At 69.7% G+C, this 16,477-nt stretch carries 16 protein-coding genes and 1 pseudogene; 9 read left to right on the top strand and 8 right to left on the bottom strand.

Features of this window, described 5'->3' with window-relative positions; translation table 11 throughout:
- The first annotated feature begins 21 nt into the window (after positions 1–21).
- Positions 22–624, top strand: a complete 603-nt coding sequence (locus ACSYG9_RS23815; protein ID WP_440124787.1) for a hypothetical protein — start codon at positions 22–24, stop codon at positions 622–624.
- Positions 625–649: 25 nt separating this feature from the next.
- Here ACSYG9_RS23815 and ACSYG9_RS23820 read toward each other — a convergent pair whose 3' ends face one another.
- Positions 650–982 (bottom strand): hypothetical protein, encoded by a 333-nt coding sequence (locus tag ACSYG9_RS23820; protein WP_440124788.1) that lies wholly within the window; start codon positions 980–982, stop codon positions 650–652.
- 182 nt (positions 983–1,164) lie between these two features.
- On the opposite strand from ACSYG9_RS23820, the gene ACSYG9_RS23825 reads away from it, so the two are divergent.
- The 5 genes from ACSYG9_RS23825 (at position 1,165) to ACSYG9_RS23845 (ending at position 6,392) form a co-directional block, all read left to right on the top strand.
- On the top strand, positions 1,165–1,500 hold the full coding sequence (locus tag ACSYG9_RS23825) for an RNA polymerase-binding protein RbpA (RefSeq protein ID WP_054720842.1): 336 nt from the start codon (positions 1,165–1,167) through the stop codon (positions 1,498–1,500).
- A 273-nt stretch (positions 1,501–1,773) separates the two neighbouring features.
- The gene (locus ACSYG9_RS23830; RefSeq protein WP_440124790.1) at positions 1,774–2,160 is read left to right on the top strand and encodes a chorismate mutase; all 387 of its coding nucleotides are present in this window, start codon (positions 1,774–1,776) and stop codon (positions 2,158–2,160) included.
- Positions 2,161–2,305: 145 nt separating this feature from the next.
- Complete coding sequence (pabB, locus tag ACSYG9_RS23835; protein ID WP_440124791.1) at positions 2,306–4,423, top strand: aminodeoxychorismate synthase component I; 2,118 nt, start codon at positions 2,306–2,308, stop codon at positions 4,421–4,423.
- Complete coding sequence (locus ACSYG9_RS23840; RefSeq protein ID WP_440124792.1) at positions 4,420–5,361, top strand: prephenate dehydrogenase/arogenate dehydrogenase family protein; 942 nt, start codon at positions 4,420–4,422, stop codon at positions 5,359–5,361. Before pabB ends, ACSYG9_RS23840 begins: the two co-directional genes overlap by 4 nt.
- On the top strand, positions 5,358–6,392 hold the full coding sequence (locus ACSYG9_RS23845; RefSeq protein WP_454840226.1) for an AurF N-oxygenase family protein: 1,035 nt from the start codon (positions 5,358–5,360) through the stop codon (positions 6,390–6,392). The genes ACSYG9_RS23840 and ACSYG9_RS23845 overlap by 4 nt, the downstream gene beginning before the upstream one ends.
- Before the next feature lie 47 nt (positions 6,393–6,439).
- On the opposite strand, the gene ACSYG9_RS23850 is transcribed toward ACSYG9_RS23845, so the two are convergent.
- The 4 genes from ACSYG9_RS23850 to ACSYG9_RS23865 are packed head-to-tail and all read right to left on the bottom strand — an operon-like array spanning position 6,440 to position 11,118.
- The gene (locus tag ACSYG9_RS23850; RefSeq protein ID WP_440124794.1) at positions 6,440–7,249 is read right to left on the bottom strand and encodes a glycosyltransferase; all 810 of its coding nucleotides are present in this window, start codon (positions 7,247–7,249) and stop codon (positions 6,440–6,442) included.
- A complete protein-coding gene (gene lnt / locus ACSYG9_RS23855) occupies positions 7,249–8,910 on the bottom strand; it encodes an apolipoprotein N-acyltransferase (protein WP_440127780.1) in 1,662 nt (553 codons plus the stop codon). Before lnt ends, ACSYG9_RS23850 begins: the two co-directional genes overlap by 1 nt.
- Positions 8,911–8,930: 20 nt before the next feature.
- A complete protein-coding gene (locus ACSYG9_RS23860; protein WP_454840228.1) occupies positions 8,931–10,550 on the bottom strand; it encodes an amidohydrolase in 1,620 nt (539 codons plus the stop codon).
- A gap of 22 nt (positions 10,551–10,572) precedes the next feature.
- On the bottom strand, positions 10,573–11,118 hold the full coding sequence (locus ACSYG9_RS23865) for an FxsA family protein (RefSeq protein WP_440124796.1): 546 nt from the start codon (positions 11,116–11,118) through the stop codon (positions 10,573–10,575).
- Positions 11,119–11,226: 108 nt separating this feature from the next.
- Here ACSYG9_RS23865 and ACSYG9_RS23870 point away from each other — a divergent pair, with 108 nt between their 5' ends.
- The 3 genes from ACSYG9_RS23870 to ACSYG9_RS23880 are packed head-to-tail and all read left to right on the top strand — an operon-like array spanning position 11,227 to position 14,895.
- Positions 11,227–11,991: a TSUP family transporter gene (locus tag ACSYG9_RS23870; protein ID WP_454840230.1), complete on the top strand. Its 765-nt coding sequence runs from the start codon at positions 11,227–11,229 to the stop codon at positions 11,989–11,991.
- Between the two features lie 22 nt (positions 11,992–12,013).
- Complete coding sequence (locus ACSYG9_RS23875; RefSeq protein WP_454840232.1) at positions 12,014–13,525, top strand: TldD/PmbA family protein; 1,512 nt, start codon at positions 12,014–12,016, stop codon at positions 13,523–13,525.
- Entirely contained in the window at positions 13,522–14,895 is a 1,374-nt protein-coding gene (locus ACSYG9_RS23880) for a metallopeptidase TldD-related protein (RefSeq protein WP_454840235.1), read from the top strand. Before ACSYG9_RS23875 ends, ACSYG9_RS23880 begins: the two co-directional genes overlap by 4 nt.
- Before the next feature lie 41 nt (positions 14,896–14,936).
- Here ACSYG9_RS23880 and ACSYG9_RS23885 read toward each other — a convergent pair.
- The 3 genes and pseudogenes from ACSYG9_RS23885 to ACSYG9_RS23895 form a co-directional block, all read right to left on the bottom strand.
- Positions 14,937–15,086: pseudogene (locus tag ACSYG9_RS23885) on the bottom strand (DapH/DapD/GlmU-related protein); the annotation flags it as partial.
- Positions 15,087–15,478: 392 nt separating this feature from the next.
- Positions 15,479–16,012, bottom strand: a complete 534-nt coding sequence (locus ACSYG9_RS23890) for a glutathione peroxidase (protein WP_440124801.1) — start codon at positions 16,010–16,012, stop codon at positions 15,479–15,481.
- A 46-nt stretch (positions 16,013–16,058) separates the two neighbouring features.
- The gene (locus ACSYG9_RS23895; RefSeq protein WP_440124803.1) at positions 16,059–16,457 is read right to left on the bottom strand and encodes a PPOX class F420-dependent oxidoreductase; all 399 of its coding nucleotides are present in this window, start codon (positions 16,455–16,457) and stop codon (positions 16,059–16,061) included.
- Between the last annotated feature and the right edge of the window lie 20 nt (positions 16,458–16,477).

Here is a 16,477-nt window from a genome sequence, read left to right on the forward strand (position 1 = left end):
ACACCCACGAAGGAGCATCCGATGTCGCGTCGCCGGTTCGCCCGCTCACTCGGTGTCCTGTTCGCCGCAGCGATAGCCGTCACGGCCCCCGCACACGCGGCCGCCGATCCGGCGCTCGCCGGAATGCCCGTCGACCAGTTGCGCGCCGAGCTCGCGGGCTCGCCGGACGTTGTCGGCGCTCTCGACCGGCTGGTCGACGCCGCCCGCACCCCGACGATCCTCGAACCTCCGCCGCGCAACATTCCGCAGCCGTTCATGTCGCCCGCGCCGTCGGTCGGGCCGGGCTGCGGGGGCGGATTCACCCCCTTCGCGATGACCTCCGGTTGGGCACACCCGGGCCCGCACGCCGATCCGGACATCGGATTCGGGGAGATGAAGGTGTTCGTGCAGCCGACCATCCCCGTGCCGCCCGCCGCCGCCGACCTGAAGTTCGTGTGGATGAACATGGAGAACTTCCGGGCCGGTGTCGCCACGCTCGACGACCGGATCGGTGGGGTCCCGCAACTGTCCACCACCATCGCGCCGGGGCCCGGCCCCGTCATGGCTGCACTGTTCGGGTCGGTCCGGTACGTCAACGGCGCGTTCTGCCAGGTCATCTACACCATGGGCGGATTCTTCGTGTGAGCGCACCGCGCGGGCAGCCGGATGCTCAGCGCAGCCGCTCGGCCGCCCGCGCCAACTCCACCAGTTCGGCGCACAACCGACGTAGTTCCCCCTGATCGGCACCTTCGTCGACGGCGGTAGCCACGTCCTCGGCGGCACACCGCACCTCGAACGCCCGATCGGTCAGGGCCTCGGCCTCGGCCGCCGAGAGCACTACGGCATCGGCTGCCAGACCCGAGCTCGCCGCGGTGACTCGCTGCTCGTAGGCGCGTTGCCGGCATGACCGGCGGCAATAGTGACGGCGGCGACCCGTCCCGATCTCGGGCACCGGTCGCCCACACCACAGACAGCTCGATGGTCTGCGCTCGCGTCCGGACATAGGGCGACACGTTACCGAGCGCAGAACCGGTGCCGGTAAACTGGCTGACCGGCCGTGTCCCCGGTTCGGGAACGGATTCGGCCCCGCCGACGTTGACATGGTGTGGACGTGGGTACCGTCCGGCACACGCCGCGTCGGTGCCGGGACCCACCGGGCGGAGCAATACGAGAGAGGACACCACCATGGCAGATCGTGTACTGCGAGGCAGCCGACTCGGGGCGGTGAGTTACGAAACCGACCGTGACCACGATCTCGCGCCGCGTCGGATGGCACGCTATCGCTGCGACAACGGCGAAGAGTTCGACGTGCCGTTCGCCGACGAAGCCGAAATCCCCGGTACCTGGATGTGCAAGAACGGCCTCGAAGGCACCCTCATCGAGGGTGCGGCACCCGAGCCGAAGAAGACCAAGCCGCCGCGCACCCACTGGGACATGCTGCTCGAGCGTCGCTCGGTCGAGGACCTCGAGGAACTGCTCAAAGAGCGTCTCGACCTGATCAAGAGCAAGAGGCGCGGCTGACCGACCCGACGGGTGGTCATCACCCCGGGCCCGCGCAACCGGCGATGCCGTTGCGGGAATTGTTTCCCGCAACGGCATTTCCTTTTCTCCAGGACCCGCCCGGCGTCAGGTCGCAGACACGCCACAAAAAGATCAAATGACGGGCAGCCGTGCGGATCGGCGTGCAATTATGGGCGAACCCGCCGGACGAGAACACTCGGCGGCACCACCTTCACACCACGCACCGATCATCCGACGATGATCGGTCGGGCAGCACCCGGGGGGTGAATACACGTGAACGACAACAACACCGTCACCGGCAGCGAAATCCGCTCCGTCACCGATCCCGAGACCGCGCTCGAAGCGTTGCGCATCGAACTCGATCGCGTCGACCGGGCACTGCTCGACGACGTCCGGGACCGGCTGGCGCTGTGCACGCGCGTCGCCGAACTGAAACAACGGCACGACATCGCGGTGCTGCAACCCGGCCGCATGCAGCTCGTGCAGCGCCGCGCCCGCGACTATGCCGAACGTCACGGGCTGTCCGCCGAGTTCGTGCGCGAACTCTACGACCTGCTGATCGGGGAGGCGTGCCGGGTCGAGGACCTCATCGTCGCCGACGGCGCTCCCTCCACCGGGGGCGATCCGAGCGTCACCGCGTCCGCCGAGCGCCGGAGCTGAGCGGGTCATGGCTGCGTCCCCGTCCGACCCCAGATCGACCCACGCTGGGTCGTCATCGCACCCTGGGTCGTCATCGCACCCTGGGTCGTCATCGCACCGTAGGTCGCAGCCCGACCCGCCCGCACCGCCGGTCCGCACACTGCTCGTGGACAACTACGACTCGTTCACCTACAACCTCTACAGCCTGCTGACCCGCGTCAACGGCGCCGCCCCGCTCGTGGTCACCAACGACACCCCCTGGGACGACGTCCTCACCCTCGACTTCGACAACGTCGTCATCTCCCCCGGCCCCGGCCGCCCGGACCGCGAACGCGATTTCGGGATCAGCGCCCGCGCGCTGACCGAACTGCACGTCCCCGTGCTCGGGGTATGTCTCGGCCATCAGGGGTTGTGCCACCTGTTCGGCAGCACCGTGGTCCGCGCCCCCGAGCCGGTGCACGGTCGCACGAGCGACATCCTGCACAACGGGACCGGGCTGTTCGCCGGGATCCCGTCCCCCTTCACCGCCGTGCGCTACCACTCGCTGATCGTCGAGGACGTCCCCGGCGAGTTCGAGGTCCTCGCCCGCACCGGCGACGGATTGCTCATGGCCGTCGCGCATCGCCACCGGCCTCTGTTCGGCGTGCAGTTCCACCCCGAATCGATCGGCACCGACTACGGATTCGAACTGCTCGACAACTTCCGTGCCGTCACCACGACCCGTGCACGCACCACCCGCAACGGGGCCGCCGCCCCCGCCCCGGCACCGGCCGCCGCACGATTCGTGCTCGAGAGCCGAACCCTCGACTGCCACCCCGCACCGCAGGCGGTCTACGAGGCGTTGTTCGCCGCGGGCCCGCACAGTTTCCTCCTCGACGGCAGTGACGCACTCGAACCGGAGTCCCGATTCACGGTCATGGGCGACGCCTCCGGGCCCCGCGCCGAGTTCGTCACCTACAGCGTCGCGGAAACCCTGGTGCGCGAACACCGTTCGGACGGCAGCAGTGCCTCGTATCACCGCACGTTCTTCGACCATCTCGACCGGCGCCTCACCGACCGGCGCGTCGAGCCCCGCAACGACCTGCCCTGCGCGTTCGGACTCGGCTACGTGGGATATCTCGGCTACGAACTCAAAGCCGACGCCGGCGGTCAACTCGTGCACACCTCCCCCGTCGCCGACGCCGCGATGGTGTTCGCCGACCGGGCCGTCGTCCTCGACCACGAGGCCGGGCGCTGCCACCTGCTCGCGCTCAGCGAGCAGGTGGGCGAGACCGCCACCGAGGCGTGGTTCGACGAGACCGCCGCGGTACTCGCCACCCTGTCCGACTCGGTGCCGCCCGCCCCGCCGCCGCTGCTGGTGCGCGCCGATCGCGACGAGAAGATCCGGGTGCGGCACGACCCGCGGCGGTACCTCGACCTGATCGGCCAGTGCCTCGCCGAGATCCGCAGCGGCGAAACGTACGAGGTGTGCCTGACCAACACCGCGACCGTCGACCGGCACATCGATCCGCTCCGCACCTACCGGGTCCTGCGCAGCATCAGCCCCACCCCGTACAGTGCGTTGCTGCGCTTTCCGGGACTGGCGGTGCTCAGCGCCTCCCCGGAACGGTTCCTGCGGATCGGGCCGGACCGCGTCGTCGAGTCCAAGCCGATCAAGGGCACCCGGCCGCGCGGCACCACCGCCGCGCAGGACGACCTCCTACGCGAGCATCTGCGCACCTGCGAGAAGGACCGCTCCGAGAACTTGATGATCGTCGATCTGGTACGCAACGATCTTTCCCGGGTGTGCATCCCAGGATCAGTGCACGTCCCCGACCTCTTCGACGTCGAAACCTATTCCGCAGTACACCAATTGGTGTCCACCGTCCGAGGAACCCTACGTCCCGACAGGACGGCGGTGGACTGTGTGCGGGCCGCATTCCCGGGCGGCTCGATGACCGGCGCACCGAAACTGCGCACGATGGAGATCATCGACAAACTCGAGGACGGGCCACGCGGCGTCTACTCCGGGGCACTCGGATATCTGTCCCTGACCGGCACGGTGGATCTGTCCATCGTCATCCGCACGATGGTCGCCACCGACCATCAGGTCAGCTTCGGTATCGGCGGCGCGATCGTCGCGCTCTCCGACCCCGACGACGAACTCGAAGAAACCCTGGTCAAGGCCGTCGCGATGCGCCGCTGCCTCGCCGACCCCGGCGCGGGGGGGACGGGTGGAGCCGCTCGCGTCGGCGGAACCGGCCCCGTCGACGTGGCGTCGCCGGCAGACGGAACCCGCCGGTGACGGCGACACTCACCGGGCCCATCGTCGTCGCCGGAGGTTGCGGGGCCGTCGGTGCGATGCTCGTCGCGGCGTTGCGCCGCGCCGGCCACACCGTCCACGTCCTCGACGCACAGGCAACCGAACCCGCTGCTGCGCATACTGATTCGGATCGTCAGGCGCTCTGTGCCGACATCACGGCACCGACTCCTGCCGCCGCATCCGCGCTGCGGGCAGCCGCCACCGTCGTCCTCGCCGTCCCGGAACCGGTTGCTCTCGCCGCGCTTCCCGCCCTCGCGGCCGTGCTGCGCCCCGATGCCCTGCTCGTCGACACCCTGTCGGTGAAAACCGTCATGGCCGACGCCGTGCACAACGGACTGCCCGACCGTGCGGCCCTGGGCATCAACCCCATGTTCGCTCCGTCTCTCGGGATGGCGGGGCGGCCCGTCGCCGCCGTCGTCTACCGACCCGGACCACCCGTGCAAGCATTTCTTGCGGTGTTGCGCCGCGAACGGGTGCGCGTCGTCGCGGTCGATGCCGACGAACACGACCGGATCACCGCCACCACCCAAGCCCTGACCCACGCGACCGCCCTCGCATTCGGGTTGGCCCTCGAGGCCCTCGATCCGCCGGCGGCCACCGAGAGCACCGCCCCGCCCCCGCATCTGCTGCTGCGCGCACTCCTCGCGCGAGTCGCCTCGGGCGTCCCCGCGGTGTACCACGACATCCAGGCGGCCAACCCCTACGCGGCGCAGGCCCGCCGCGCCCTGCGTGGTGCCCTCGACGAACTCGACGCCGCCGCCGACCCCGAGCGGATCGACACATTCGCCGCGGCGATGACCCGGGCCGGTACCGCCCTCGGACCCGGGCTCGACCGGTATCGTGCGATATGCGGGCAGCTGCTGACGACGCTGCCGTCCGCAGCACCCGGATCCGACCTCGAGAACGGGGGTCCGCGATGATCGATCCCGATTTCGGCGTCCCCCTCGCCCACGCCGACGCCGCCACCGCCGAACCCGTGCGCGCCCGGCTCCGCCCTACGGAACTGCCCACCCACGACCCGACCGATCCCGTCGAGAGCGCCGTGATCCGTGGCCTGTCCCACTCGTGGCCGCGCCGCGCCGCGGTCAAGAAGGCCGAACCCGACCTCGACGCGATGTTCGAGCCGGCCCTGCACGACTTTCCCGAAACGATGATCCCGTTCCACACCCACCCCCGCTATCTCGCGCTCGACCAGCAACACCGCGCCCGCATCGAGTCCTGGGCCTGGATCGCATACAACAAGAACGTCATCGACATCGAACAGCACGTCGTCAATCCCGGATTCGGATTGATCACCTCGGACGTGTTCGGCGTCGGCCCGCACGACACGGTCACCGTCGGGGTGCTCCAGGCGATGGTCGACGAGCAATACCACACACTGATGCATCAGAACGCCAACGCCTTGACCCGCCGGCGCCGCGGCTGGGCGATGCCCGACGCGGTGCTGCCTCCCTGCCGTACCGTCCGTGCCCACGACGCGGCCATCGCCCACGCCCTCGACCCTCGGCATGCGGCCTTGATCCGATTGGCGTTCACCACCGTCGCCGAAACCTCGATCAGCGCCTATCTGGGCTTGTTCATCGGCGACGAGACGGTGCAGCAGGTCAACCGCAGCACGGTGTCCGTGCATCGCCGCGACGAGTTGTGTCACAGCTCCCTGGCCGGGGAACTGCTCATGATGATCTTCGACGAACTCGACGCCACCGAACGTGAACTCCTACTCGATGCGCTCGCCGCCGGCATCGAGGCGTTCACCGGCAACGACATGAGCACCTGGGCCGCAATCGTGGCGCACGAGCAGATCCCCGGCGGGCAGGCGATGCTCGCCGATGCCGCCGCTGCGACCGCCGGGCGGCCGGTGGTGCAGGACTGCACCGCCATCCGCCGGTTGTGCGGGCATCTCGGGGTCGAAGCCGACCTCGTCGCGCGCGGCCCCTTCGATCCGGCCTGAGACACACCCGGCGCGCACCGGATGCGTGACCCGAAGGGCGTTGTGGGTCAGCGGCCGGTCACCCGCGCGAGCAGCGCCCGCCCCTTCGACAGCCGCGACTCGAGCCCCCACAACGTGACCTTGAGCAACGCTTCCTGCACGATGTTGCCGCTCATCTTCGATTCCCCGATCTCCCGCTCGGTGAACGTGATCGGCACCTCACCGACCGTGAATCCGGCCTGCAGAGTCCGCCAGGCCAGATCCACCTGGAAGCAGTAGCCGTGCGAGGCGATCGCGTCGAGATCGAGCGCTTCGAGCACATGCCGCCGGTACGCGCGATAACCACCGGTGATGTCCTGGACGCCCACCCCGAGCGCCACACGCGAATAGATGTTCCCGCCGCGCGAGAGCACCTCCCGATGCCACGGCCAGTTCACCACGGTGCCGCCCGGCACATACCGCGAACCGAGAACCAGATCGGCGCCGGCATCGATCCGCTCGAGCAGCAGATGCAGCTGCTCGGGGGCATGACTGCCGTCGGCGTCCATTTCCACGAGCACGGTGTAGCCGCGGTCCAGGCCCCACCGGAAACCGGCGATGTAGGCGGCACCGAGACCGTTCTTCTCGGTGCGATGCATCACCTCGATACGCCCACCCGAGCCGTCGGGACCACGATCGGCAGCCGCGAGTTCGTCGGCGAACGCGCCGGTGCCATCGGGGCTGCCGTCGTCGACGATCAACACGTGGGTGTGCGGCAGCGCAGCGTGCAGCCGCGCGACGATCCGTCCGATGTTCTCGCGTTCGTTGTACGTCGGAATGATCACCAGGGTGCGCGCGCTCGGTGCGCTCGTGTCCCCGGCCGGCGTCGCCGCTGCCATCAGTGGTCCTCCCTGTCGAACCGGCCGTCGGCCGGGGTTGATGCTGTGTCGGAGTCGGGCTGTGACCCCGGCATATCCCGCCGCCGACGATCACGCACGAGTGCGAGGCCGGCAGCGACCACGGCCCCGACACAGAGCGCGAGCTCCGGGACGGGTCCGAACCGACTAGCCAGCGTAGCGTCTTGCCGCAGAGGCACGTGCGCGACCAACGCGGCCGGCTCGAACAACGCAGTGCGTTGCTGCACCCGACCGTCAGGGTCGACGACCGCGCTGACGCCGCTCGTCGCGGCGACCACCACGGTGCGACCGTGCTCGACGGCCCGCACCCGCGACATCGCCAGCTGCTGATATGTCATCTCGGTGTCGCCGAAGGTGGCATTGTTCGTCGGCACCGCCAGCACCTGCGCGCCGGCATCGACCGAATCACGAAACGCCCGATCGAACGCCACCTCGTAGCACGTGGCCACCCCGATCGTGATACCCGCGGCCGAGACCGTGCCGTCCCCGTCTCCCGGCACGAAGAACCCGGCCCGGTCGGCGTATTCGGAGAACAACCGGAAGAACGACCGATAGGGCAGATACTCGCCGAACGGCTGGATGATCCGCTTGTCGTGCCGCTCCCCCGGGCCGGACTGCGCGTCCCACACGATCACCGAATTGGTGGTGGTGCCGTCGCCGTTGACGAGCACCGCGCCGACGAGGATCGGGGCACCGATCGCCGCGGACGCCGCGGTGATGTCCGCTGCAGCATCGGCGTTGCGCAACGGATCGATATCGGACGCATTCTCCGGCCAGATCACCACGTCCGGAGCCTCGACCCGACCGGCACGCACCTGCTCGGCGAGTTCGAGGGTGCGGGCGACGTGGTTGTCCAGGACCGCCTTGCGTTGCGCGTTGAAGTCGAGACCCAGGCGCGGCACACTGCCCTGGATCGCCGCGACCGTCACCTCCCGCCCGTCCGAATCAACGGTATCCGGGGTGACGATCAACGGCCATGCCGCCGCTGCTGCCAGCGGCGCCAGCGCCGTCCACGCGACTGCCGCCCACAGACCACCACCACCCGGCCTGCCGCGACGCCGACACTGCCACACCCCGAGCACGAGCACGGCCGCGCCACTGCCGATCAACGCCACCGCGAACGACACCAACGGCGCGCCCCCCACCACGGCAAGCCACACCAAGAACCCGTCGGGCTGCCCGAACGCCAACCGGCCCCACGGAAACCCACCGAACGGCACCGACGACCGCGCATACTCGGTCAGCGACCACGCCGCCGCGATCCACACCGGTGCCGCAGGCAAGGACCGCACATGCACCGCCAACGCCCCGAACAGGCCGATGAACAACGCTTCGACCGCGGCCAACGCCAACCACGGCAACGGCCCGACATACACCCCGATCCACGGCAGCAACGGCACCAGGAATCCCAGGCCCGCAAGATAGCCGTACCCGAACCCCGCCCTCCGCCGCATCGGCCGGGCCGTCACCACCGCAACCAGGACCGCGATGCCCAGCGGCGCCAGAAACCACAACGGGCGCGGCGGGAAACTCGCGAACAGCAGTACGCCGGCACCGACCGCAGCCACCGACCGTGCCACCACCGGCACCAGCCGCCGGGTCAGCGACGCACCCGCTCCCGCCCGAAACCTATTGCGCTGCATCACATCCTGTGGCTCGGCACTCACCGCTCGTACACCACACGGCCACGATGCACACTGCGCACCAGCACCGGATCGGCGGTGCCCGGACTCAGATCCGGCAGCGGCGCAACCCGCGACCGCGGATCCGTCGACCACCGCTGCACCCCGTCCTTGGGGGCACTGATCACCAGTTCCCCCGCCTCCCACAGCGCATACGACGCAGGCGCACCCGGCTCCAACGTGCCCGCCAGACCGTCACGCACCCCACCGGCCCGCCACGCCCCGCGCGTCGCCGCAGCGAACGCGGCCCGCGGCGAAATACCGCTGCCCTCGGTGCGATGGTGCACTGCCGCGCGCAGCATCGCCCACGGGCGCGGCGCGGTCACCGGCGCATCCGACCCGAACGCCAGCGACGTGCCGGTCGCGGCGATCGCCGCGAAATCGTTGAGCACGGCCGCCCGTTCGGCACCGAGTCGCTGCGCATACATTCCCGACGGCCCACCCCACGCCGCATCGAATCCCGGCTGCATGCTCGCGAGGATCCCGTACCGCGCAAGCACCTGCGCCTGCGCGGCGGTCACCGACTCGACATGTTCGAGACGATGCCCGCACGACGCAACGGCGGGCCCACCGAGATCCGCGGCGACCTGCTCGATCGCCGCGATCACCGCTGCCGTCGCCGCGTCACCGATCACGTGGAATCCGGCCTGGACCCCGGCGACGGTACAGGCCCGCAGATGCGCGGCGATGGCCTCGACATCGAGGTAGGTGCGGCCGCAACAGCCGGGCGCATCGAGATACGGCTCCGACACCCACGCGGTCCGCGACCCGAACGCACCATCGACGAACAGGTCGCCGCCGAGGGCGTGCGCTCCGGTGTCCGCGAGCACCGCACGTGCCTGGCCCTCGGTGGTGACGGCCTGCCCCCAGTAGCCGCGCACCTGCACCGGATGGTCGAGGGCGAGCAGTTCGGTGAAGTCGTCGACACCGAAGATGTCGGGGCCACCGCACTCGTGCACCGCGACGATCCCGTGCGCGGCCGCGTCGTCGAGGGCCGCGGCGCGCGCCGCGGCGCGTTGCTGCGGGGTGAGCGCCGCGTGCGCGGCCGCGCGCACCGCGTGATGCGCGGCGGCGGTCAACGGCCGCTCGGGGTGATAGCCGTCGAGCCCGGTGGCCTGCACAGCCCGCCGCAACGCCGTCGACGCCACCGCCGAATGCGCGTCGACCCGCGCCAAGTACACCGCGCGGCCCGGCGCGGCGGCATCGAGCGCCGCGGTGGTCGGTGCATCGTCGGGCCAGGTGGTCTCGTCCCAGCCCTGCCCCCAGATGACGGCGTCGTCGTGGGTCGCGGCGAACTCCGCGACCCGCCGCAACAACTCGGCGCAACTGCCGAGGTCGGCCAGGTCCACCGCGAGCGGGTTGCGGTCGGTGACCGTCAACCCCTGAGCGGTGACATGCATGTGGGTGTCGACGAATCCGGGTGCGACGAACAACCCGTCGAGATCGACGATCTCCGCATCCGGATGCAATGCCCTCCCCGGACGGTCCTGACCGACCCACACGACGTGTCCGTCCGTGACCGCCATCGCGGTCGCGTCCGGGGCGGAGGAACTGTAGATGCGGCCGCCGACGAGAAGCCGGGTGCGCGGTGCTGAACTCACGAGAGTCCAGTCTGCCCCCTCGTCACGGGTGTCGGCGGGGCGGGGTGTCGACGATCTCGCCCTCGAGCACACCGTCGCCGGCGATCACCGAGTCGGACGCAGCAGGTGCGGTCAGCCGCGGATCGGCACCGACGACCGTGTGTTCGACGACCTGCCCGTCCACCACCACCATGCGGGCCCCCCGCACGGTGGCGCCGTGCCGCGCGACCTGCCGCGCCGCGGCGATGCGCACCAGCGGGCGCAGCACCGCGCGGGTCGGCAGCAACAACACGATCCCGAGCACACTGGTGACCAGCCCGGGCACCAGCACGAGGGCGGCACCGACACCGATGAGCGCACCGTCGGTGAGCATCCGTTCCGGTGTCACATCGAGGTTCGGTGTCGTGCCACCGCGCAGCGACGTCAGATCACGCAGCGCACGGCGGCCGCGGGAGGCGAGCACCGCGTAGCCGAGCACGCTCACACCCAGGAACAACAGCACGGTGGACAGCGCGCCGAGCGCGCTGCCGAGCCAGGCGAGCACAGCGATCTCCGCGACCACGTAGGCGAGGAACAACAACAGGTACATGGCGGTCCTTCCGGTGCCGGCCGCTTCGTCTGCTGCAGGGGATGAGCGGCCGTTATCCCCTCAACGAACGAGTACGCGATTTTTCTCCCGACGTGATCGAATGGCGGGATGAGTGCCGCGGACTGGGGCGTACTGCTGGTGGCGGCCACGGCCGCCGGGTGGGTCGACGCCGTGGTCGGCGGCGGCGGGCTGATCCTGCTGCCTGCCCTGTTCCTCGTGGCACCGCAGCTCACCCCGCAGGCGGCGTTGGCGACGAACAAACTCACCGCGATCTTCGGCACCGGCGCGGCGGTGCTCACCTTCGCGCGGCGCATCCGGCTGCAGTGGAAGATCCTGGCGCCCGCGGCGCTCGTCGCGGCGGTGTGTGCGGCGGCGGGTGCGGCGGCGGTCTCGCTGATCGACCCGGATGTGTTCATTCCCGTGGTGATGGTGGTGCTGGTGTCGGTGGCGGTGTTCGTCACGGCGCGTCCGACGCTCGGAACCGCCCCGGCCCACCGGCCCAGCGTGCCGCGCATGGTGGTGGTGATCGTAGGGGCGGCCGCGGTCATCGGGTTCTACGACGGCATCCTCGGTCCCGGCACGGGCACCTTCTTCATCGTCGTGTTCGCCGCGATGCTCGGCAGTGAGTTCGTGACTTCGGCCGCGATGGCGAAGGTCCTCAACTTCGGGTCGAATCTCGGGGCGCTGGTGTTGTTCGCGCTCGGCGGGCACGTGTGGTGGACGCTCGGGTTGGCGATGGCGGTATGCAATGTCGCCGGGTCGGTGCTGGGATCGCGCACCGCGCTGCGGCGCGGCGCCGGGTTCGTGCGGGTGGTGCTGCTGGTGGTGGTGACCGTGATGGTGATCCGGCTCGGAATTCAACAGTTCGGGTGAGCGGGCCGATACGCTGCTGCAGGTGAACGTCGTCGATCCGGATTTTCTGGCGCTGCCGTTGCCGCGTATCGCCGATGCGGCACTGTCGGTGGCACGTGCGGCGGGGGCGCAACACGCCGATGTGCGGGTGCATCGGGTGCGCACCGAGTCGTTGATGGTGCGTGACGGCGCGGTCCAGTCCGTGGTGGACGCCTCGGATCTCGGGGTGGCGGTGCGGGTGTTGCTCGACGGAACCTGGGGTTTCGCGTCGCATCCGGATCCGGATCCCGACGGCGCCGCGTATGCGGCGACGCGCGCGGTGGCGGTGGCGCAGGCGCTGCGCCCGATCAACCGGGACCCCGTCGAGTGGGCACCCGAGCCGGTGTACCGCGGGGCGACGTGGTGCTCGGACTACCGGGTGGACCCGTTCACGGTGTCCACCGACGAGAAGGTCGCGGTGTTGACCGACTATTCGCGCCGGTTGCTCGACGCGGACGGGGTGCATCACGTGGCGGCGAGGTGCGATCTGGTCAAGGAACAGGGTTTCTACGCGGATCTGGCGGGTTCGTCGATCACCCAGCAGCGAGTGCGGGTGCATCCGCAGCTGGAGGCGACGACGGTGGACCGCCGGGCCGGGACGTTCGAATCGATGCGCACCCTGGCGGCACCGACCGGGCGGGGCTGGGAGTACGTCTGTTCGGATGCGGGGTGGGACTGGTCCGGTGAGCTCGCGGCGCTGCCCGAACTGCTGGTCGAGAAGGCGCACGCGCCGACGGTGACGGCGGGCCCCACGGACCTGGTGATCGACCCGACGAATCTGTGGTTGACCATTCACGAGTCGGTCGGGCATGCCACCGAATACGACCGCGCGATCGGTTACGAGGCCGCCTATGCGGGGACTTCCTTCGCGACCCCGGACCGGCTCGGGACGCTGCGTTACGGCAGTGCCGCGATGCACGTGCGAGCGGATCGCACCGAGCCGCACGGACTGGCCACCGTCGGATTCGACGACGACGGCGTGGCCGCCCAGTCGTGGGATCTGGTGTGCGAAGGGCGGCTCGTGGGCTATCAGCTGGACCGGGCGTTCGCCGCCAAGGCCGGTGTGGGGCGCTCGAACGGCTGCGCCTACGCCGACTCGGCGCACCATGTGCCGTTGCAGCGGATGGCGAATGTGTCGCTGCAACCGGATCCGCAGGTGGATCGGTCCACGGCCGATCTGATCGGCGGGGTCGAGGACGGGTTGTACGTGGTCGGTGATCGAAGTTGGTCGATCGACATGCAGCGCTACAACTTCCAGTTCACCGGGCAACGGTTCTATCGGATCCGCGGCGGCCGCCTCGCCGGGCAAGTGCGGGATGCGGCGTATCAGTCGAGCACCACCGACTTCTGGGGTGCGCTCGAAGCCGTCGGGGGACGCTCGACATGGCAGCTCGGCGGGGCGATGAACTGTGGTAAAGCGCAACCCGGGCAGGTCGCCGCGGTCGGTCATGGTTGCCCGTCGGTACTGCTGCGGCAGATCAACGTGCTCAACACCCGGCAGGAGGGCAGTCGATGATCGACGCACCCCGGCTCGTCGACGCCGCGCTGGCCGCGTCCCGCGCCGACGAGACGATCGTGCTGGTCACCGACCGCGCAGACGCGAATGTGCGGTGGGCGGGCAGTTCGATGACCACCAACGGGGTGATGCACGCCCGCAGTTGGACGGTGATCGCGATCCGCCGAAGCCCGCGACCACGCTGCGGCATCGTGACCGCCCCGAGTGTGCCCGCCGACGAGATCCCCGCGGTAGTGGCCGCCGCAGTCGCGGCCGCAGACACCGCGGCCGAGGCCACCGACGCGATGCCGCTGCTGCCCGGCGACGGGGAACCCGGGAACTGGGCGGACGCGGCAGCGGGCACCGGCATCGACGTGTTCGGTGACGTGATCGGCGCGTTGGCCGCCGGTTTCGGTGGCGGCGGGCGCGATCCGCTGTACGGGTTCGCACATCACCAGGTGCACACCACCTGGCTGGGCACCTCCACCGGGCTGCGACGCCGCTGGACGCAGACGGACGGGTCACTCGAAATCACCGCGAAACGCGGCGGGCTGTCCGGCGCGGGCGCCTGGGTCGGGGCAGGCACCACCGACTTCACCGACGTCGACACCACTGCGCTGCTCACGGAACTGGACCGGCGCCTCGGGTGGGCCGAGACCACGGTGGCGTTGCCGCCGGGCCGGTACGAGACGCTGCTGCCGCCCTCGGCGGTGGCGGATCTGATGATCTACCTGATGTGGTCGATGGCCGGGCGCGGCGCCGAGGAGGGGCACACCGTCTGGTCGCGGCCCGGCGGCACCCGCCTCGGCGAGACCGTGGCGGCGTTGCCGGTGACGTTGACCTCGGATCCGGCGGTGCCGGGGCTGGCCTGCCCACCGTTCCTCACCGCCACCGCCTCGACCGACACGGTGTCGGTGTTCGACAACGGTCTCGGAATCGAACGCGTCGACTGGATCCGCGACGGCACCGTGGCGGCATTGACCTACCCGCGTGCGGCGGCGGCGGAATTCTCCGTGCCGGTGACGGCGCCCGGAGAGAATCTGCTGCTCACCGGCGGCTCGCGCGCCACCCTCGACGAGATGATCGCCGGCACCGAACGAGGCTTGCTGCTCACCACCTTGTGGTATTTGCGGGATGTGGACCCGTCGGCGCTGCTGCTGACCGGCCTGACCCGCGACGGGGTGTACCTGATCGAGGACGGACAGGTGCGCGGCGCGGTGAACAACTTCCGATTCAATGAGTCCCCGCTCGACCTGCTGCGCCGCGCCGTCGAAGTCGGGGCGACCGAACGGACGTTGCCGCGGGAATGGAACGACTGGTTCACCCGCACCGCGATGCCCCCGATGCGCATCCCCGATTTCCACATGTCCTCGGTGAGCGCGGCACAGTGAGCAGCACCGTCCGGTGGTCCGATGGGCGATCAGGGTAGGTTGCGCCGATGCCGAGCGGGACTGCCGACGTACAGCGCGTTCGGCGCGCAGTCCGCGGTGACCAGGGAATTCGCGCCGATGACGGCGCCGGTCCCGATCGTCACACCGGGCAGGATCACCGCCCCGGACCCGATCCAGGCACCGTCCCCGATGTGCACCGGTTCGCCGGTGAGCGGCCCGGCGCGTTGTTCCCGTCCTCCGGTGCGGTGACTGCTGGTGAGCACACGAACATGGTCGGCGAGGAAGACACGGTCGCCGACGGTGATGTCGGCGACCGTGTCGAAGAAGCACCCGTAATTGACGAAGACCCCGGAGCCGAGTGTCAACCGGCCCAGCCCCTGCACCACCACACCGCGGTGGATCAAGCTCGGCGCGGACGTACGCGCACCGGCCCCGCGCAGCAACCGGTGCCGCAGGGCCCCGGGAACAACAGGAAGCCCTGCGGCAGCGACGAACACGGACTGGGACAGATAGGTGTGGTGCACCGCGGTACCACCTTCCACAGGTGTCTTCTTCCGGGGGTGTCGTCTCCGGGCGACGATCCCTAGAGCAGGTCGGCGAGTTCCGTCGCGATCTCCTCGGGAGTGACGGTCGGCTCGAAGCGGCGGACCACCGCGCCGTCGGGGTCGACGAGGAACTTGGTGAAATTCCACTTCACCTCGTCGGTGCCGATCGCCTCGGGGCGCGACTTGCTCACATGCTCGAACAGGAACCCGTTGCCTGGGCCGAAGTCGCCGGGTGCCTGCGCACGCAGATGCGTGTACAGCGGCGCGGCGTCCTCGCCGTTGACGTCGATCTTGCCGTAGACCGGGAATGTCACGTCGTAGTTGACCGAGCAGAAATCCTGGATCTCCTGGTCGGTGCCCGGCTCCTGGCCACCGAACTGATTGCACGGGAACCCCACGACCTGCAGGCCTGCGTCCTTCTTCGCACGGTGCAGTGCCTCGAGGCCCTCGTACTGCGGGGTCAGCCCGCACTTGCTCGCGACGTTGACGATCAACAGGTGCTTTCCGCGGTGCACACCGAGGGATTCGGTGCCGCCGTCGGCGGTGGTGACGGTGAAATCATGGACGCTCATAGTGCTCCTCGGAGATCGGGGTCGGTCGGATATCGGATATGCAGTGTCAGTCGAGGGTGCACGCCACCCCGATCGTGCCGGACCGGCCGCGCCGCAGCAGACTGCCCTTGACGGTCAGCCACCCGAACAGCTTGTACTTGCCGATGATCGCGGACCGGGTGCGTTCGGTGCCGGCGTCGTCGAGCAATACCGCGGTGCCCGGCACCGCAGCGCTACGCGGACGTCCGCGCGCATCGCACACCGCAAGCGTGATCCGCGAGTCGCGACGCACGCGTCCCACTTTGTGGGACCCGGTGGCGGTCCATACCAGCAACCGGTCTCCGTCCGCGACCGCCCACACGGCAGTGGCGACAGCCGTGCCGTTCTTGCGGAACGTGCTCAATAGCACGTACTGGGCGGCGGCGAGGTCGGCGAACGACGGTGTGGTGACTTCCCCATCAGACATGCGCCCACCCTACGGAACAG

This window comes from Rhodococcus sp. SJ-2 (assembly GCF_053750035.1).